We start from the raw sequence: 20680 nt of genomic DNA, 5'->3' as shown, positions 1-20680 counted from the left end.
TTATCACTCCCCAAATAGTATTTAATCTGTATTACTTTGTAGGTCACTGTTTTTTTGATATATATTATAATAATAGAGTTTATTCTTTTAACATACCTCTTTTAAGGGGGTAAAACTTTTCATTTTAAATTAAATTGTATTTATTCGAATACAAAGAGAACTAGTACTAGTATATTTTTCTAGCCTTATAGCACATCATTTTAGTACTTCTCTCCTATTTTTTTATCATTTTCCTCTTTAATAATTAGAGGCAGAGGGCCTTAAAATCATTTTCATAGGTTTAAAAAAGTGCTATCATATTCATTTGTCTAGTACATATTTACTATTTTTTAGGAGGAAAGGTCATAGACCTACATTTATGGAATCTCAAAACACACAAAAAGAAATAACAAAACAAACCATGGATATGACAAGTGGAAGCATTTTTAAATCAATTCTTATCTTCTCTATTCCACTTATCCTTGGAAATCTTTTACAACAGCTCTACAACACCGCCGATTCATTAATCGTTGGTAATTATGTAGGCAAACAGGCCCTTGCCGCAGTTGGATCAAGCGGTATGCTTATTTATCTTTTGTCTTGCTTCTTTTTAGGAGCTGCAAGTGGCGCAGGTATTTTACTTGCCCAATATTACGGTGCTAAGGATTACAAGAAGCTTGATAAAGCCCTTAAATCCACACTTTTTATAGGTGTAGTTATAGGTCTTATTACAACAATTCTTGGTGTATTTACTGCAAAGCCTCTTCTTATATTAATTAACACTTCAGAAGATGTTTTAAATGACGCTAGTATTTACCTAAGACTTTACTTCATTGGAATTATCTTTAATGTTATTTACAATATGGCATCTGGTATTCTTAATGCCTTTGGTGATTCTAAAAGATCTCTTCTATATTTAGCAATCGCCTCAATCGTAAATATCATTTTGGATTTTGTCTTTGTAAAATTCTTAAATCTAGGTATTGCAGGTGCTGCTATCGCTACTGATATTAGTCAGTTTATTTCTAGCACCCTTGCTTTAATCTACCTAGCAAAGACAAGACTTCCCTATAAGGTTAACATTTTCAAAGCAAAACCAGACTTTGATATGTGTATAAGAATCCTAAAGATTGGTCTTCCAACTGCCATTCAAAACGCAGTTATTGCCTTCTCAAATGTACTTATTCAGGCTGGTGTTAACTCTTACGGAACTAATGCCACAGCAGGTTTTGCCGCATATATGAAGGTGGATGGCTTTAATATCTTACCTATTCTTAGCTTTAGTTTGGCAGCTACTACCTTTGTTGGTCAGAATATCGGCGCTAAGAGGAAAGATAGAGTTTATAAGGGTATGTGGGCAGTTCTTTTTATGGGAATTATATATACCTGCATGATTACAGTTATTATGCTGTCCCTTAATAGACAGATTATTGGACTATTCTCTAGTGATGAAAATGTAATCTATTACGGAATTCTTTCAATAAAGGCATTGGCACCATTTTACATGTGTCTTAGCATTTGCCACTCCTTGGCAGGAACTATTAGAGGTACAGGAAATACCTTCGCCCCTATGGTTATAATGCTTTTATCCCTTTGCCTATTTAGAATTCTTTGGATTTTAACTATTGCAAAGCGCTTTAATTCTATGTGGGGTGTTTTACTTACATATCCAACATCCTTTGTTGTTTGTGCTGTATTAATGATAGCCCTTACTGTTTATATATTTAAGATCAAAGGGAATAAGAATTCTTCTATTGCCTAACAGCTTTGAATATTTATTCACAAATTATGCATAAATATTCACAAAAACCTTTACTTTTTAAAATGCATGCAGTAATATTAATACCTGCATGCATTTTTTAACATTTACTTATAGGAGGAGCCATTATGAGGGCTAAAAATAAAAAATATTTTGCCTTAGCAGCTTTAATTCTTGTGGCAATTGTTGTGGCAGTTACTGCATTTGTAAAGCTAAAAGGCAATAATAAGGAAGAAAAAACTATCAGCTCTGTGGAGGATTTAGCTGGTTCATCTATTGGTGTTCAGTTAGGTACAACAGCTGATATATATGTAGCTGATGAATACGAGGGAGACGATGCAGGTACTAAAGTTGTTAGATACAATAAAGGTACAGATGCAATTCAGGCCCTTCTTCAAAGCAAAATCGACTGCGTTATGATTGATGAGCAGCCAGCAAAGGCTTACACAGCCAAGAATTCATCACTATCAATTTTAGATAAGGCATTCACTGAAGAAGAATATGCCTTTGCAATTTCAAAGGACAATTCTAATTTAACTGCTTCTATTAATCTTGCACTTGAAGAGTTAAAGGCAGATGGAACAATTACTTCTATAATTAATAACTATATTGGTTCAGAAGATGAAATTGGCCAGACACCTTATGTTAAGCAGGATGTATCTCGTGAGAATGGAAAGCTTGTAGTGGCTACTAATGCTACATTCCCACCTTATGAATATTATGAGAATAACAGCATTGTAGGTATCGATATCGATATTATGCAGGCTGTTTGCGATAAATTAGGTTACGAGCTTGTAATTGAAGATATGGAATTTGATTCTATTATCACATCTATTCGTACAGGCAAAGCAGACGTTGGTGCTGCCGGTTTAACAGTAACAGAGGATAGACAAAAGAACGTAGATTTCACTAGTTCTTATACAACTGCTAAGCAGGTGGTTATTGTAAAATCTAGTGATAGCGCAAGTTCACTATCTCTTTCAGAAAAGTTCTATCAGAACTTCATTGAAGATGGCAGATATAACTATTTATTAACAGGTTTAAGAAACACTTTAGTTATCACTTTCTTTGCCTTAATCATTGGTATTGTGCTTGGTTCTTTACTAGCTATTGTAAGAACTACACACGATAGAAACGGGGGCCTTAGCATTCTTAACTTCTTTGCTAAGCTCTACCTTACAATCATTCGAGGCACACCAACTATGGTGCAGTTACTTATTATATACTACGTTGTATTTTCATCTGTAAATGTAAGCAAGATCGTTGTTGCAATCATTGCCTTTGGTCTTAACTCAGCCGCTTACGTAGCAGAGGTAGTTCGTTCAGGTATCATGTCTGTTGACCAGGGTCAGTTTGAGGCAGGACGTTCTCTTGGACTTCCTTATAACAAGACCATGAGATTAATCATTTTACCTCAGGCCTTTAAGAACATTTTACCAGCCCTTGGAAATGAAATGATTACCTTACTTAAGGAAACATCTATTAGTGGTTACATCGGTCTTATGGACTTAACAAAGGGTAGTGATATTATCCGAAGCGTAACTTATGAGGCTTTATTACCTCTTACAGTTGTAGCTATTATCTACCTTTTACTTGTAACAATACTTTCAGCACTTGTTTCTAAACTCGAAAGGAGTCTAAGAAAAAATGAACGATAATGAAATTTTAATTGAAGTTAAGGATTTACATAAGTCCTTTGATAAACACGAGGTTTTAAAAGGAATCTCAACAACTATTAGTAAGGGCGAGGTTATTGCAATCATTGGTCCATCTGGATGTGGTAAGTCAACATTTCTTCGTTCCCTTAACCTATTAGAGGTACCAACAAGCGGAACTATTACATTTGAAGGAAATGACATCACAGATCCTAAGATTAACATCGATAAGATGCGCGAAAGAATTGGTATGGTTTTCCAGCAGTTCAACCTCTTCCCTAATATGACTATTAAGGAAAATATAATGCTTGCTCCAGTTCAACTAGAAAAGATGACAAAGGAAGAAGCCTCTAAAAAGGCAGATGAGCTTTTATTAAGAGTTGGTCTTCCTGATAAGGCTAATAGCTATCCAGATATGTTATCTGGTGGACAAAAGCAGCGTATTGCCATTGCTCGTTCCCTTGCTATGAATCCTGATGTAATGCTTTTTGATGAACCAACTTCAGCACTTGATCCTGAAATGGTAGGAGAGGTTTTAAGCCTCATGAAAGAGCTTGCAGCAGATGGCATGACAATGGTGGTTGTTACTCACGAAATGGGCTTTGCTAGAGAAGTGGCTAACAGAGTTTTATTTATACATGAAGGTGTAATCGCAGAAGATTCTACACCTGAAGAAATCTTTACTAATCCTAAGTCAGAAAGACTTAAGGACTTCTTAAGTAAGGTTTTATAGTAAAGCTTTTATCGTAAATCAAATTTTAAGCATTATTAAAGGCAGTTACCAGATTTGGTAACTGCCTTATTTTTATAGTTAATTGAAGTTTTTAATCAAACCCGAATCCGGCGCGCAAGACTCGCGAGCGAGTCTTGACTCTAACTAGTTCTCAAAGGCATCATTAAGTCCTAGAGTTCCCTCAAGAACAAATCTACCATCTCTAATAATATCCACTCTCTTACCATCATACTCAACAACTGTGATATTACCAATTTCATCATAAGGAATTGTAATATCTGTATGGCAGTTAAAGTAAGCCTTATCAAGCTCTGTCTTTCTTAAGATAGATACTTCGTTATCTCTTGAGATGATTTCCTTGCCGTTTGGATTATAAACCTTAACGTCCTCAGACTTTGAATAGCATGTATCACCAATGGCAAAGTGTGGTCCCATTTTCTCAACAATAAGAATTGGAAGCTTATAAACAATGTCATACTTGTTAGCCATTACATAAGCTGTTGTATTAGTTCCGATGGCGAATTCTCCAAGTGGTAGTGTGTCGTGGTTATAAAGTACATTTGCCTTAAACATCTCTCTACCCTTTTCCATGCCGCCTTCTTCGTCTTTGAAGTTATCGCAGCTATAATCTGTAACGAAACCGTCCTCAAACTTAACTGTAAGGTTTGTGAAATTAAGGTCGTTTAAGAATACAGACGAAACGTTTAAGACGCCTGTTGTACCCTTTAATACTGGTGATGTAAATGTTTCGCCAAGTGGAATGTTAACGTCTGCGAGACAATTTTCAAAAACAGTTTCCTTTTCGGGGTCCTTGACCTTCATAATAGAAACCTTCATGTCTGTAGTGTTGCCGTTAGTTCCCTTAACTTCTACATATTCTGCCTTATCAAGGGCGTCAATAATGTGTTCCTGAATCACCTTATACTTCTCATAATCAAGAGTATTAATCTTTACTGTTTCAGCAAAAATCTCTTCAAACTTATCGCCGATTTCTGCAGTTGGATAAGCAATAATTGTAAAGCTTCTCTCCTCGCCCTTGATGTAGTTATTGACTATCTGTGAGGCTTCGTTAGAGTACTTAACCACAAGCTTTTGCTGCTTATCTGATAACTTGTAGGCATCTGCATTATTAGCTGGCTCAAATGGAATCTCACCAAAGACTTCCATAACTGCTGGGCCGCCGTGTACTGCTGCCAAATCCTTATAATGCTCATAAGCTAAACGTGTAGCCCCAAGCTTTCTTTCAACAAAATCCCCATTAAAGTAAAGGGCATAATCCTGTCTATGATCAAATTCATACTGCTTATTAGGGCTTGCTCCATAGAAACCTACCTTAGCGCCGCTAATAGTCTTATTAATTGAATTTGTTGCTGCTCTATAAATTGTTGGTTTAAGACCAATCTTTGCAAATTCCTTTATCTCTTCTCTTACAAGTCTTTCAAAACCAAGGCAGAATCTAATGTTAACTGTCTTCTTCTTTGTAATATCCTTACCTGTAAGCTCAAAGCCCTTTCTATAGCCCTCTGTAAAGGTTCTTGCCATAGCATTAACTTCAGCCTCTGATAATGAGTTAATGAAACTAGCTGTCTTAATTTCATTATCAGTAATGTATTCACCAAACTTATAAAGATATCTAAGGTCTGTTAAGTCAGACTCCATAATAATCTTAGTTGCAAAATCGTAGTCTGGATCAAGTAATTCCTTGATTCTCTCCTCGATTAAGTCATCTGAATAATCGCTTACATACCAGTAAATAGACTCCTTAACCTGGCTTGCATCCTCGCCAAGGCAGTAACACTCAATGAATAATTCCATTAAAGCTACCATCTCATCGATTCTGTCCTCATATACTAAGACAATCATTCCTCTAATTTCTACATAAAGGAAAGATAGTAAATTACCTAACTTCTCTCCTAATTCCTTTTTTGAAAATGTAGGATTAGCGTAAGACTTATCATAATTCTCTACTAAAACGTCCTCGTAAAGGGACTTGTTAAGCTTTGATAATTCCTCAAGGCTTAAATTCTCAAGCTTTCCAGCCTTTAAGTCTCTATATAGACCTTCAAGCTTTACAATAAAAACTGCTACAGATTTATAGTAGCTAGCTAAATTCTTGTTCTCTAATTCTGGATTTAGACTTATCTCCTTAATTCTTTCAAAGGAAAGGTCAAATCTTTCATCTAAATTATCTTTAAACATATTACACTCCCATCAATAACACAGCTAGCATAAATACAGTTAATACGCCGCAAAGCATTGAGCCAATCTTTGATAAACCATAGAATTTATCTGATTCTCTAAAGCTAAGTAGGCCAATTACTGTACCGCTTACTGCTAAAACTAAACTTAAAAGTGCCAAAGTTCCAACCTTTAAACCTGCATGTCCGTTAGCCACTACGGAAATATGAATTCCGTAAGATAAACTTGCAAGGGATAAAACTCCAAGGGCTGTGGAAATTGTGCCGCCTAGAGTCTGATTTTTATTGGAAAATTTATACTTATTAAAAACCTTCATGTTATACTCCTTACTTAATTCTTAATGGGCCTTATAATCAAGAAAAGTATAAAGCCAAGTAAAGCTCCAAAAGTATTAAGAATAATATCATCAATGTCAAAGGTGCCAAGTTTTGTAAAAAGCTGAGTAAGCTCAATAAGCAAGCTAAGTACCACTGCAGACATCATTGTTCCTAAGAATCCAATCCTTCTAAGAATTGTTGGTAATAAAAAGCCTAGTGGAAGGAATAATAAAATGTTACCCCCTAGGTTAAGTATTGCCATCTCTCTATATTCTGGTACAGATAGACTATCAATAAATCTTTTAATTTCATTTAAAGGGATATAATTATAGCTATATCCATTATCAGTTGTTGTTGCCCAAGAACCACTTCTACCTAGGCTCTCAGCAAAAAATACCAAGTAAACAACAACTGCAATATAACAAATAAATGCAAACCAATAAGCTAGCAATTTAGTTTTTTCGTTCTTCATATTGTCTCCATAACTAAAGATAATGCCCTATTGCTAGGACATTATCTTCTAGTAATCTTATTAAAATAATGTATCAGACTTATGAGCTAATAATCTAGCACCATTCACAAGCATTACAATTCCAATGCCAATGCCTGCTGCAATTGTAATTATTCCAAACACAAGATTTGAAACACCTACTGATTTTACTTTTTTATAAAGCTTTTCATCCATTATCTCTACCTCCTAGTGTTTATTAGTTATTACATGTTAGTTATATCAATTATTACTGGCAATCACTAGCGCCGTACTGCTTATAATATTCATCAATAGCAGCCTTAATCTTATCATCGATTACAACCTTGCCATTAACTTCCTTGTTATATAAATGCTCAACAACATCAGCCATTGAAACGATAGCGTTAGCTGGGAAACCATACTTTTCCTGAATTTCAACTAATGCTGACTTCTCGCCCTTTCCTCTTTCCATTCTGTTAAGAGAAACCATAAGACCCTTGATTTCAACATCGCCCTGAGCCTGAATGATAGGGAATGTCTCTTCAATTGACTTACCACTTGTTGTAACATCTTCAATAATAACTACCTTGTCGCCATCCTTAATTGGGCTACCAAGTAAAATGCCTGCATCACCGTGGTCTTTAGCTTCCTTACGGTTAGAGCAATATCTGATTTCCTTGCCATATAACTTGTGGAATGCCATTACAGTTGCAACTGAAAGTGGAATACCCTTATAAGCTGGTCCAAATAATACATCAAAGTCATCACCGTAGTTATCATGAATAGCCTTAGCGTAGTATTCGCCAAGCTTTGTTAACTGCTGTCCTGTTACATATAATCCAGCGTTCATAAAGAATGGAGACTTTCTACCACTCTTAAGAGTGAATTCTCCAAATCTTAACACGTCGCTATCTACCATAAATTCAATAAATTCCTGCTTATACTGTTCCATTATCTTGCTTCCTCACTATATATTCTATGGACTCCTAGTAAGCCCATCATTATCTTCTCTATTCTACTATAATTCCTTAATAGTTTCAATGTGAAATTAGGCCTAGTGCAAATAGCAAAATAAAAGCGGACCTGCAAAACAAGCCCGCTTTCGTTACATTTTCATAAGTTGATCTTTAATTTAGTTTATCCGCCAATCTTGAAGTCTTTTGTAGCCTCTGTGAGGGAATCTTTCATATCCTTCATCTTATTCATATTCTTAGCGATATCTTCGATACTGCTTACAATATTTGCTACGTTAGAATTAACTTCCTGGTTTCTAGCTGCATTTTGCTGAGAAATTGCACTAAGCTCATTAACATCATTAATGATTTCGTCCTTAATATCATTAAGGGCTGCAGTCTTAGAATCGATTTCCTTAATCTTAACAACTGAGTCATTAATGGCATCATTAAGTTTTGCAAATCTATCTTGAGCATCAGCAATACTCTGTTTTTCATCAGACATTGTATTAATAATATCCTCTGCTAACTTAACGGATTCAGAAGAATTTTCAAGCATCTCCTTAGCAATCTCTCTAATTGTTGCAGCGGATTCGTTACTTTGTTCACTTAACTGGCTAATATTTTGAGCAACTACTGCAAAGCCCTTACCAGCTTCACCTGCTCTTGCAGCCTCAATAGATGCATTAAGTGAAAGTAACTTAGTTCTACTAGCAACACCAATGATTAAGGTAATTGCTTCGTTAATCTTATTTATAGATTCATTAGTTAAGAGGATCTGCCTATTAATTGATTCAACAGCATCTGAGCTTACCTGATTAGAAGATAATACCTTTTCCATGCAATCAGCTGCCTCAGCACTTGCTGTACTCATTTCATCAGAATTACTTGCTAATACTTCAATATTAGAACCGATGTCAGAAACTGTAACATCCATGTTGGCTACACTAGTATTTACATTTTGCACATTACCAGCCATGCCCTGAGCCATTGATGAAAGTTCGTCCATAGCAGTACCAATCTGATTTGCTGCATTAGCACTAGAATTAGCTGAATCCTCGACGCTATCAATTCCATTAGATAAGTTCTTTGTAACTCTTGTTACCTTACCAATTGAATTATGCAGCATCTCTTGTACTGATGTAAGAGCTGTAACCATCTGCTTATTTTCTTTAATCATAGATGGAATTGTAATTTCTGAATCTAAATCTCCAGTTGCTAATACACGGAGATTATCAGCAATTAACTCAAGTGTTTTCTTAATTATCTTAGACATGAAGTAAATTGCTATTGTAAATATAACTAATACCACAATTGTTGCAGCTATTAATTTAACAATCGCATTATTAATATCACTTTGAAGTACTGATGCCTTTTTACCAGCAAATGTCATACCAATAATCTGTCCACTACTGTCCTTAATTGGAGAATAATGTACAAAATATTTCTCACCATTAATTGTAGTATTATCATTAGCGTAAGTCTTGCCATTAGTTAAAACAGTATTGATAATTTCTGTACTCGCCTTAGTTCCTTCAATTCTATTACCAGAACTATCCTTTAAAGAAGTAAGTGTTCTTGTATCGCCGATAAATACTGTAAGTGCAATATTCTGACTTGAAAAGCTATCTACATAAGAATAGTCTCTATCTTCTTTAGTAAAGAAGGTAGTTCCCACATTAGCACAAAGTTCAGTTACATAAGTGTTGAACTGTCCGTCAATTACCTCTACTTGCTCCTCATACTGCTTGCTTAACTTTGAACTAAAAATTGAGCAACTTAAAACATTAAGTATCAAGGCGCAACAAACTATTGGTATAATAACCAACATCATTAAGAGCATAAGCATATTCATGCCGCCCTTAGATTCCCCTTTAGCATTACTACTAGGCATAATTAGACCTCCTACTATTAAATTTCACGATTCATGTAATTATATTATACTATTAGAAGTGTTTGATTTCAATGGATATAGTGAAGAAATTGGTGGGGTCGGGAGTTTAGCGTAAGTCGGGGGGTGGTGTGGGTCGGGGATTCGGCGTTTCTTGTAATTAGCTTGGTTTGTGAAACAACTTGCTTAATTGGGAGTTCGGTTTCCTACCTTTCTTGGCTGAACTAGTGGAGAGTGCCTAGGAAGTAAAGCGGACATTCGGAATCCGCTTCGCTACTTCCTCATGAACGCAGTGGCACTTTGTGCCACCTGTCAGAAGGGGCTTTAACCCCTTCTGACACTAGTAAGCTTTATACCCCCGCTTAAAGCTTACGCTTTTGAAGCGGGGGATTGCTTACACTGCGTTCAAATTGTGCGTGAAAAAGTCAACGGGCTTTTTGAATAAAAAAGACATGATGTGGCCATACTGCGAATTTCTCCTAAATACAGGCACAGCCTTTCCCTTAGTTTCTAAGCTCTCCACCACTTCCAAGAAGCTTTTTGTGCTTTTTCTTGCAATATGCTAGAAAAAAAGCACAAGCAATTTTTTCGGCTCTGGAAAAATAGTGACTTTATTAGAAAGAAAAGCTTGCAGTAGCCACAAAAGGCTATATAACAAGCCGATTGATTAGGGCTGCCGGAGGGCTTAGAAGAATTCTTCTGTGCCTTAGATAGGGTGTTTCGCTCCCCTTAGGCACAAGAGCCCGAAACTACAGGGTTCTCCAAACTAGAAAAGTGATGAAACATCATCTAATGCATCTCACCCCATAACAAATTGAGCCCGAAACTACAGCTCTCTCCAATAAAAAAGTCCCGGAAGCTACGCTTCCGAGACTTTAACCTCACTATATATCTTAAGACACAAACTAATCAAACACGACTACTTCACGCAACCGATTAATTCCTTAATGTCCTTAACGCCATTCTTGTCGCAGAATTCTTCTAAGCCCTCAACTACCTTGATAGTTGTAAGTGGGTCGTTGAAGTTTGCAGTACCAACAGAAACCATAGTAGCGCCGGCCATAATAAATTCAAGGGCATCTTCTGCATTTCTAATACCACCCATACCAATGATAGGAAGATTAACTGCATTAGCTACCTCATAAACCATACGCACAGCCACTGGCTTAACAGCAGGACCTGACATACCGCCAGTCTTATTAGCAACGGCAAATGTTCTTCTATTAATATCAATCTTCATACCTGTAAGAGTGTTAATAAGAGAAACTGCATCAGCGCCACCAGCCTCGCAAGCTCTAGCCATATCAGCGATGCTAGTTACATTTGGTGAAAGCTTCATAATAATAGGCTGCTTAGCAACGGCCTTTACTGCCTTAGTGATCTTCTCAGCAGAAGCTGGCACTGTGCCAAAAGCAATACCGCCCTCCTTAACGTTAGGGCAAGAAATATTGATTTCAAGCATATCAACAGGAGCATCCGCAAGACGCTTAACAGCCTCCACGTACTCTTCCTCAGAGTGGCCACATACATTTACAATAATCTTAGTATCGTAGTTTTTAAGAAATGGAATGTCTCTTTTTAAAAATGTATCAAGACCTGGATTTTGAAGTCCGATAGCATTAATCATTCCGCCGTAAGTTTCAGCGATTCTTGGAGTTGGGTTACCAGCCCAAGGTGTGATAGCAACGCCCTTAGTTGTAACTGCGCCAAGTCTATTTAAATCAACAAATTCTGAATATTCCATACCTGAACCAAATGTACCAGAAGCAACTGTTACAGGGTTCTTAAAATCAACGCCACAAAGGCTAACTCCTAAATTTACATTACTCATTAGATTTCCACCTCCGCTGCGTCAAATACTGGACCTTCTTTACAAACTCTTGCGTTGTTTACCTGTGAATGCTCGTCCTTTTTATGTGTCTTACAGACACAAGCAAGACAGGCGCCAATGCCGCAAGCCATCTTCTCTTCAAGGGAAATGTAGGCAGGAACGCCAAGTTCTTTAGCATAAGCCTTTACTCCCTTAAGCATTGGAAGTGGTCCGCATGCAAATATAACATCAGCCTTAAGCTCTTCTGCCTTAGCCGCATCGATTACATTTCCATGGAAACCAACTGAACCGTCATCTGTTGCGATGTGAACAGTTGATACATTTTCAAATTCATCCTTTAAGAAATTCTCCTGATCTCTATATCCAAGTACTACGTCAGTCTGGATATCAAGCTTTGCAGCAAGCTCAAGCATTGGAGGCACGCCAATTCCACCACCAAATAAAAGAGCCTTTTTGAAGTTTCCACCCTTGCTCTCAAGAGCAGCCTTAATCTTATCAAGCTCGTAACCGTTTCCTAAAGGTCCCTGAATTGTAAGCTTTTCGCCGGCCTTCATCTGTGAGAATTCGTCAGTTCCAGCGCCCACAACTCTATATACGATTCTTAGCAAATCCCCATCAATTCGACAAATACTAATTGGACGAGGAAGTAATCTCTCCCCGTGATTAGAATAAACCGAAATGAATTGACCTGGGATGGCATTCTTTGCAATATCCTTAGTCTCAAACCAAATTTCAAATACACCGTTGGCAAGCTTAGATGCCTTAGCAATAGTTGCATTTTCTCTAAAAGTCATAAAATCTCCTTCTTCAATCACCTGTAACAGCTACTCGCTTCTCTACTTACCAAGAGCCCCGTTAATATCCGCCTTCATATCCATCACAGCCTGTCTTGCTGCATCGCCAAAGTTCTTGTCACCAAACTTAGCATAAGCATCCTTTGTATATGCTGCAATAATTCCTCTTGAGCTGTTAACGATTGCACCTAAACCGTCTGGGTTAAAGAAATCTACTAAGTCCTTACCCTGTCCACCCTGAGCACCGTAACCAGGTACTAAGATGAAATTCTTAGGCATAATCTTACGAAGTGCTCTACCCATTTCTGGATATGTAGCACCGACTACAGCACCAATGTTAGAGTAATCTCCATCCATTGAAGCCTCGCCCCATTCTCTTACCTTCTGACCAACTACTTCGTAAAGTGGCTTGCCATCAATTAATCTATCCTGAAATTCTCCTGAAGAAGGATTAGATGTCTTAACAAGAATGAATAAACCTCTGTCATTCTCATTACAAACCTTAACAAATGGATCGATACCATCTGAACCAAGATATGGATTTACTGTTGCAAAATCCTCATCGAAAGGTGTGAATTCCTTAGAACCAACCTTAATCTTACCAATATGAGCGATTGCATAGCTCTCTGAAGTTGAGCCAATATCGCCTCTCTTAACATCACCTATAACTACTAAGCCCTTTTCGTGGCAATAGTCAACAGTTCTTTTAAATGCTACCAAACCAGGAATACCAAATTGTTCATACATGGCAATCTGTGGTTTAACAGCTGGAACAACATCATAAATCTTATCGATGATTTCCTTGTTAAATCTCCATATAGCCTCACTTGCGCCTTCTAAACTTTCGCCATACTCCTCAAAAGCAGCCTCCTTAATGTGCTGTGGAATGAACTTCATCTGAGGGTCAAGACCTACAACGATTGGTGCATCTGTCTCAACAATTTTCTTAATTAATTTACTAATCATAATTTTTCCTTTCTCTCTTAAACATAAATAGTATATGCTCTTAGGTCATATCTTCCTGTTTGGATAAAAAAAATTACGTACAACTTTCTTATCTGAAAAATTATACAGTAATAAAGCCCAAAATACAACATCAAATTTTGGGGGAATTCCTTAGAAGTCACCTTTTATGCCAGCTAATTAATCTTGTTTTTAATTAACTAAAAATGTATAATAAGTACAGTGAAAAACTGAATAAAGAGTAGAGGAAATGAAAGGACAACGACAAAATATGGGAGAACGAAACTTTATATCATGTGACCAAAAATCAAATGTACACGTGATGATTTGGAAGCCTGATAAGGCTCTTTATCCAAAACCAATTGCAATTTTACAGATTGCGCATGGCATGGTGGAGTATATCGAAAGATATGCGGACTTTGCACATTTTCTTACACAAGCAGGAATCTTAGTGGTAGGCAATGACCATCTGGGACACGGTCATACTGCAAGCTGCGAGGAGGACTTAGGCTACTTTAGACACGAGAATCCAGAGAATGCGCTGGTTCACGACATGCATCACTTAACTAACATAATCAAGGTGAAATACCCTAATGTGCCATATTTTCTATTAGGCCACAGCATGGGCTCTTTTATGACAAGAAAGTACATTAGCATTTACGGAGACGAACTTGATGGCGTGATTCTTTCCGGCACAGGAAACCAGGCAAAGCCATTGATTTCATTTGCATTAACATTAACTAACATTATCGGCTTATTTAAGGGGGAGCGTCACCGCTCACAGCTTCTTGCAAATGCCATGATGTCAAGTTACAACAATAAAATCAAGAATCCAAAGACTCCTAGCGACTGGATTAGCCGCGACGAGGAGATTGTGGACCGCTACGTGCACGATAAATACTGCACTTTCCTATTCACAATCAATGCCTACAAGGGTATGTTTAGAACTATCAAGTATATCTCAAAGCAGCACAACATCGACAAGATTCCAGCAGATTTGCCTATGCTTATGGCTTCCGGCACTATGGATCCGGTAGGTGGCTATGCTAAGGATGTGAAGAAGCTCTATCAAAGATATTCTAAGCGCATTAACAACATTACTCTTAAGCTCTACGAGGGCGACCGCCACGAGATTTTAAACGAGCTTGATAGAGAGACAGTTTATCAGGATATTTTAAATTGGATTTTAGTCCAGCTTGGAAAGTAGAAACTGCGCCGGTTCGAGACTTAAGACTTAAGCTATAGAAGAAAAGCGTTCAATCATAACAATAATAAAAGCCAACTAATTGAAAGCATTTGCAATCCGTTAGTTGGCTTATTTTTGACTTAAATTATGAAAATGTATCTAGCCCCACTATTCTGTCACAGCCGTTGCATTAGCTGCGCCCCAAGGGGCTCCTGTGACAAAGTCGCTATAATACTCTACATTTTCAATATTTAGGCAAGCGTTAATTCCTATGCTTACCATGTTTTTCGGGAAGCGAATTGTAGTTACACCACAATTTGCAAAGCACTCAGAGCCTACGGAAATTAGGCTATCCGGCAGCGTGATTTCAGTTAGCTTACTGCAATTATAAAAAGCTCTGTTGCCTATCTTTTCAAGGCCATTTGGAAGGCTGATGCTGGTTATATTGTTGTTGTCGCTAAAGGCATTGTCTGCAATTGACTCAACTCGCTTTCCATCAATAGTCTCTGGAATAACCACAAGGGCGGCATCCTTTCCCCAGTCCGATAAGCCAAGAATGGTAACTTCATCATTTTCATCAATCTCATAGCTAAAGGTCTTTGGCTTTATTTTGCTTTTGTTCTTGTTCATTAGCTGTATTACTCCGATTATGGATATAATCAGCACAATGCCAATCACTAGGCCAATTCCTATGGATATGAGATTTTGCTCTGTTTTAGATTTGAAATTATGTCTTCCCGTCTTTTTCATAGTGCTCCCCCACTCTTTATTTTGTAAAGCGGACATTCGGAATCCGCTTCGCTACTTACCTATGAACGCAGTGGCACTGCGTTCAATCGCCGATTCATAAGCCAATGTCGCCCACAAAAGCAAACCTTACCGAATCGGATATAAATTAACAAGTCACAAAAATCCTATCTTATAACCTTAGTTACAAAAACCTCCACTAGCTTTGGATCAAACTGGCTTCCGCTAAATTCTCTAAGTTCTTTTACAGCCTCTTCCTTTGTAAGAGTCTTTCTATATGGTCTGTCGTGGGTCATGGCATCGTAAGCATCTACAATAGAAAAGATTCTTGCAAGGAGGGGAATGTCCTCTCCTTTAAGGCCATCAGGATAGCCGCTACCATCATATCTTTCATGATGTGAACGAATGGCATCGGCGATGCCTTCAAGCTCCTTGGCTGCCTTTGCAATTCTATAACCCTTTTCTGGATGAGTTCTCATAAGCGCCTTCTCATCCTCGTTGAGTGCTCCATTTTTCATAAGCACAGAGTTTGGAATTGAAACCTTACCAATATCATGAAGAGTAGCAAGCATAGCTAGCTGTCCTATCTCTAATTCTGTTAAATCAAGAGCCAATGCAAATTTATTACAAAGAATTCTCTCTCTTTCAATCTGCTTATCAGCATCTGTGTCATACTCGTTAAGTCCCTGCTTTAGAGAGCCCACAAGGGAACTTCTAGCTGAATCCTTCGACAACATTTTCTTATTACGCATAGAAGTTATGGCGATGTTTACATTGGTGTCAACTGGTTCATTTTTATTAAGAGCCACAAGACCAAATTCCGCAGTAACTCTCATCTTCTTTGTAGAAAGTCGCTTCTGAATTGTCTCCATAATCTCTTCCATCTCAAGGTATAATGCCTTATCCCTCTTTCTTGAAAGGATTACGATGTTACCGCCATCAAGACGTGCTATGAAGTCCTTCTTAGAAGTTTTTTCTGTTAAAATGTTGGCGAAACCCATAAGTACTCTATCTCCCACGTCCTGACCGTAATTGTCATTAATACGGCTTAAATTATCTATATCTGTGACGCAGATTGTAAGGTAGTTGTTTAGATTTTTTGCACACTCTCTATAAAAGCTGCGCTTGTTATAAAGTCCTGTTAGGGCATCAAAGGTAACTGATCTTTCCAAGTCATCATAGGCCTTTGTTAAATCCGTTACATCCTGCATTACAAGGATTACCCCTAGTAATCTCTTCGCACCACTATAAAGCTTGTGAACCTTACACTCATAAATTCTTTCATTAACAGTCCAAGTAAATTCAATCTTTGTGGCAAGGTCTTTACATTTTTTATTAAAGATAAACCATTCAATAGTCTGATCCCTGTTATCAAGCTCAATATCTGGGAAAATCTCTGCTAGGGCTGTATTAAAATCCGCAACTACGCCCTCATAATCAAAAAGAATTACCGGCACTCTCATGTGATCTATAATCATGGTATGAGTTATACTAAGCATATTCTTTTTTGAATACCAAAAGGTGTTCCAGTAAAGTAATATACCAAGTAGTGCATAAAAAAGTATAGAAATATCAAATCGAATATCCACATAATCTGAAATAAAAAGATACTTTACTAATAAAACTAATATGCCACCAATTATTAAAGAACTGTATCTTCCCCAGTAAACATAAGGGATTCGAAGACATTTTATAAATAATACAGATATAATAAATGCCAAAATGAAAATGTCATAGATAGCATGAATTGCAAAGCCTGTACTTGCCTCATAGCCTAAAACGTAGCAGTTACCCACCATGTTATAGCTAAATTTTAGTGCTCTTTCATTGAAAATGTTCATAATAAACACGAAGGCATCTGCAAGCCCTACAATAATAAAAATCCACTCAACTACTGTTAAATAACGATTTCTAAGTCTTGTAAAATCCACACAGTAGTGAAGCAAACTAATAAGTAAATAATCTTGGAAAATTAAATTGATACTAACGCCTATGGACATTGCTGTGTAATCGTTAGTCAGAAAATTTACAGAATAACTAAGAATTGATCCAATAGCACAAAATGAAGCCATAAGTAAACTTTTACCTATAGCTTCATGTTCTTTGTATACTTTAATCATGAGTCCGATTAACATTACAGCTGCTGCCCAATATAACACTAGTAAACCAACGTTCATAGACTCCTCCCCTTTACAACAAATGATTTAACTATATTATAACTATTGCAGCTGTTTTAATCAAGTAATTATGCTACTTTACAAGCAAATAAATAAAGTAAGCAAGGTAGGAAATTAGTAACACAAAACCGCCTAGTCTATTAAGTTCCTTCTTTCTTACAACACAAAGGAATAAAAGAACCATAACTACTGCTGCTATGATTGTATCTATAATAAAGGCAGTCTGGAAAGTAACAGGAATAATAAGTGCTGATGTACCTACTACAAAGAGGATATTGAAAATGTTACTACCAACGATATTACCAACAGCAAGGTCTGCGTTACCACGTCTTGCTGCTGTAACAGATGTTACAAGTTCAGGAAGTGAAGTTCCTAGTGCAACGATTGTAAGACCAATAAGTCTATCTGACATACCGCAAATCTTAGCAATTCCCTTAGCACCATCTACTGCTACATTTGAACCAAAGACGATTAATACAACACCAATAACGATTAAGCAAAGTAGCTTCCAGATTGGTAATTTCTTACCTGCTTCAATTTCATCTGATTCCTCTGCTTCGCCATTATCCTTATTCTTCTTAGTCCAGATAAATAAGTAAGCAAGATAGCCTATAAATAATACCCATAAAATAATACCATCTACTCTGCTAACCTGACCATCAAGACCAAGTACTAAAAGTACAAGTGTTACTACAAGTGTAAATGGAATATCAATAAAGATTGTTGTCTTTAAAACGGCAACAGTTGTTATAACCGCTGTTAAACCAAGAATAATAGCAACATTTATAATGTTACTACCAACTACATTACCAATTGTAATATCGGCACTGCCCTTAAAAGCTGATGTAATACTTACAGCGGCTTCTGGAGCTGAAGTACCCATGGCAACAATTGTTAAACCTACAATAATTTCTGGAATACCAAGCTTTACTGCTACACCTGCAGCACCCTCAACAAACCAGTCAGCGCCCTTAACTAAGAGAGCAAATCCCACAACAAGAAATAGGATAAACTTTAAAAGACTTAAAAAATCCATATTCTAACCTCCGACTTAATTTCTTTAATTTCCTTTTTTAGTTACATAATTTTGCAACAATAATATAATACTATAGAAATTCAATAATTCGGTCAATTTTTTATATTGAACTTTAAAAATCGGAATCGTGCATATTTTGCACGATTCCGATTTCATAAGGAATGTATTTATATTTATGGTATAATTCTCTAATTATTCTCATGTCCCTTAATCTTAAAGTGTTTAACCTCATCTGCAAGTAAATCTGCTTCCTTATCGATTTCCTTTGATACCTCGTATACATTTCCAACACTAGATTTAATCATATCTGTAGTTGCTGCAATCTCTTCACTGCTTGCTGCATTTTCCTCAGCCGCAGCTGAAAGAGAAGTTACAAGGTCATTAACCTGCGAGAAGTTTGTATTAATAACGTCATTGACATCTGTGATTCTTCTAATGGCTTCATTAACCTTATTAATAGAATCTACAATATCCACAAACTTGCCTCTTGTTGCCTCAACAGAAGCACTCTGTGTATTAACATTATCCTTAACAACCTTACTTTGTCTATCCGCTAAATCACTAGCCTTCTTTAAGGCATCTAACATTTCATTGATTGTGCTTGCTGACTCTGCTGACTGCTCAGCTAACTGTCTAATCTGTTCAGCTACAACTGCGAATCCACGTCCTGCCTCGCCTGCACGAGCTGCCTCAATAGAAGCATTTAAAGAAAGAAGATTTGTCTGGGAAGCAATATCTGTAATAAGGGAGCTTGCCTCGCCAATCTTTGTAGCACTATCTGTAATTCCAGTAAGTAGTGAGAAAATCTGATTGAAGGACTCTAGAGATTCCTTTGTAACCTCCATAAGTCTCTCAACTTCCTTCATACCTTCTGAAGTTACGTTATCAATTTCACCAGAGGCATCTGCCAAGTTCTGGGATGCCTGTCCATTTTCATCAATAAGACCCTGGATATCATTCATGTTATTAGATAACTGAGTAATATCTCCTGCCTGTGTTGTAGCTGTTTGAGCCATATCATTAACAGCGGAAGCAACAGATTCAATCTGCTCATTACAAAGTGATGCAAGCTGTGAAATATTTCTACTTGAATTAGAAACGCTATCTGATGAGTCATAAATCTGACCAACAATATCTGATAGGCCTTCCTGCAGCTTATCTGCTGACTTTGAAAGAGAACCAATCTCATCATTATTATCAAGGATAAATGGATCAAAGGCCAAATCGTTGTTAGCCAAAGTATTAATATCATCATCTACCTTAATAAGGTTGATTCTAATGTATCTAATAATCATTGTATCAAGAATGATTATGATTATGTAAAGAATTGTTGCAATAATGCTTACAGTAATAACTGAACTAGAGATTCCTGATTCATGCTCTGTCTTTGATTCTGTAGCAAAATCTGTAATGATATCCTGAATAATCTCAAGTTCGTCTCTAGCAGAAATCATGCTATTCATCTGCACCGAAATATCTCCGGTATTAGTATTAAAATCGTATGCCGAAGAACCTTTATTATAGTAGCTCCAGAAGGATTCAATCGCGCTATTAATTGTTGTATTTTCATAGCTGTGACTTCCAATTTCTGGATACTTCTCAATTAAGCTCTCCACATTTCCAATATGTTCTTCGCAAAGCGCTAAATAGCTATTGAAGTTCTCAATTAGCTGTGCACCCTTATCTGAACTTGAGGATGCATAAATCACATAATATAGCTCTGCTGTAGCAGCTCTACAAATGTCCCTATCTGCCGATAGGATCTCTGAACTAACGGTATAAAGCTGCTCATAATAAATCTTTTCACTCTCTTTAGTAGAACTTTTTACTAAACTGCCTAAATAGACAGTCAAAAAAATGCCAAGTATGCCTAATGGGAAAACCATTACCATGAGCTTGGTTCTGATGTTAAGATGCTTAAACATAGCTTTTTCCTCCTAGATATAAACAAAGATTGGCTTTGTTATTTGTTAATAAAATGTATCTCTACA

Annotated in this window: 17 protein-coding genes; 4 read left to right on the top strand and 13 right to left on the bottom strand. The window is 36.9% G+C overall.

Translation table 11 applies throughout. From position 1 onward, the window contains the following. The first annotated feature begins 358 nt into the window (after positions 1-358). From BLQ66_RS02765 to BLQ66_RS02755, 3 genes are all read left to right on the top strand, one after another. Positions 359-1741, top strand: coding sequence for an MATE family efflux transporter (locus tag BLQ66_RS02765; RefSeq protein ID WP_074520815.1), 1383 nt, complete (start codon positions 359-361; stop codon positions 1739-1741). Between the two features lie 125 nt (positions 1742-1866). Beyond that, positions 1867-3396, top strand: a complete 1530-nt coding sequence (locus tag BLQ66_RS02760; RefSeq protein WP_074520814.1) for an ABC transporter substrate-binding protein/permease — start codon at positions 1867-1869, stop codon at positions 3394-3396. Further along, a complete protein-coding gene (locus BLQ66_RS02755) occupies positions 3386-4126 on the top strand; it encodes an amino acid ABC transporter ATP-binding protein (RefSeq protein WP_074520813.1) in 741 nt (246 codons plus the stop codon). Before BLQ66_RS02760 ends, BLQ66_RS02755 begins: the two co-directional genes overlap by 11 nt. Before the next feature lie 144 nt (positions 4127-4270). On the opposite strand, the gene BLQ66_RS02750 is transcribed toward BLQ66_RS02755, so the two are convergent. The 9 genes from BLQ66_RS02750 to pyrF form a co-directional block, all read right to left on the bottom strand. Further along, positions 4271-6325 carry an aminopeptidase gene (locus BLQ66_RS02750; RefSeq protein ID WP_074520812.1) on the bottom strand — a complete coding sequence of 685 codons (2055 nt, stop codon included), beginning with the start codon at positions 6323-6325 and terminating at the stop codon, positions 4271-4273. Between the two features lies 1 nt (position 6326). Beyond that, entirely contained in the window at positions 6327-6641 is a 315-nt protein-coding gene (locus tag BLQ66_RS02745) for a DUF6142 family protein (protein ID WP_074520811.1), read from the bottom strand. A 14-nt stretch (positions 6642-6655) separates the two neighbouring features. Next, on the bottom strand, positions 6656-7114 hold the full coding sequence (locus BLQ66_RS02740; protein ID WP_074520810.1) for a VanZ family protein: 459 nt from the start codon (positions 7112-7114) through the stop codon (positions 6656-6658). 60 nt (positions 7115-7174) lie between these two features. After that, on the bottom strand, positions 7175-7327 hold the full coding sequence (locus BLQ66_RS11970) for a hypothetical protein (RefSeq protein ID WP_169449134.1): 153 nt from the start codon (positions 7325-7327) through the stop codon (positions 7175-7177). Positions 7328-7379: 52 nt separating this feature from the next. Beyond that, entirely contained in the window at positions 7380-8063 is a 684-nt protein-coding gene (gene pyrE / locus BLQ66_RS02735) for an orotate phosphoribosyltransferase (protein ID WP_027430318.1), read from the bottom strand. A gap of 185 nt (positions 8064-8248) precedes the next feature. Beyond that, positions 8249-9958 (bottom strand): methyl-accepting chemotaxis protein, encoded by a 1710-nt coding sequence (locus BLQ66_RS02730; RefSeq protein WP_074520809.1) that lies wholly within the window; start codon positions 9956-9958, stop codon positions 8249-8251. Positions 9959-10874: 916 nt separating this feature from the next. Continuing rightward, entirely contained in the window at positions 10875-11786 is a 912-nt protein-coding gene (locus tag BLQ66_RS02725) for a dihydroorotate dehydrogenase (protein WP_074520808.1), read from the bottom strand. Further along, the gene (locus BLQ66_RS02720; protein WP_074520807.1) at positions 11786-12580 is read right to left on the bottom strand and encodes a dihydroorotate dehydrogenase electron transfer subunit; all 795 of its coding nucleotides are present in this window, start codon (positions 12578-12580) and stop codon (positions 11786-11788) included. Before BLQ66_RS02720 ends, BLQ66_RS02725 begins: the two co-directional genes overlap by 1 nt. Before the next feature lie 42 nt (positions 12581-12622). Continuing rightward, complete coding sequence (pyrF, locus tag BLQ66_RS02715; protein ID WP_027430315.1) at positions 12623-13546, bottom strand: orotidine-5'-phosphate decarboxylase; 924 nt, start codon at positions 13544-13546, stop codon at positions 12623-12625. A gap of 268 nt (positions 13547-13814) precedes the next feature. On the opposite strand from pyrF, the gene BLQ66_RS02710 reads away from it, so the two are divergent. Continuing rightward, a complete protein-coding gene (locus BLQ66_RS02710; RefSeq protein WP_074520806.1) occupies positions 13815-14750 on the top strand; it encodes an alpha/beta fold hydrolase in 936 nt (311 codons plus the stop codon). A gap of 147 nt (positions 14751-14897) precedes the next feature. On the opposite strand, the gene BLQ66_RS02705 is transcribed toward BLQ66_RS02710, so the two are convergent. The 4 genes from BLQ66_RS02705 to BLQ66_RS02690 form a co-directional block, all read right to left on the bottom strand. Next, positions 14898-15359, bottom strand: coding sequence for a leucine-rich repeat domain-containing protein (locus BLQ66_RS02705; protein ID WP_180364679.1), 462 nt, complete (start codon positions 15357-15359; stop codon positions 14898-14900). A gap of 284 nt (positions 15360-15643) precedes the next feature. After that, the gene (locus BLQ66_RS02700) at positions 15644-17653 is read right to left on the bottom strand and encodes an HD domain-containing phosphohydrolase (protein ID WP_074520804.1); all 2010 of its coding nucleotides are present in this window, start codon (positions 17651-17653) and stop codon (positions 15644-15646) included. 73 nt (positions 17654-17726) lie between these two features. Further along, a complete protein-coding gene (locus BLQ66_RS02695; protein ID WP_074520803.1) occupies positions 17727-18689 on the bottom strand; it encodes a calcium/sodium antiporter in 963 nt (320 codons plus the stop codon). A 188-nt stretch (positions 18690-18877) separates the two neighbouring features. After that, the gene (locus BLQ66_RS02690) at positions 18878-20614 is read right to left on the bottom strand and encodes a methyl-accepting chemotaxis protein (protein ID WP_074520802.1); all 1737 of its coding nucleotides are present in this window, start codon (positions 20612-20614) and stop codon (positions 18878-18880) included. Between the last annotated feature and the right edge of the window lie 66 nt (positions 20615-20680).

The sequence above is a fragment of the Lachnospira pectinoschiza genome, assembly GCF_900103815.1.
Taxonomy (GTDB): Bacteria; Bacillota; Clostridia; order Lachnospirales; family Lachnospiraceae; genus Lachnospira; species Lachnospira pectinoschiza_B.
Note: the sequence above shows the minus strand (reverse complement) of the source record. Positions and strands in the feature narration are given on the sequence as shown.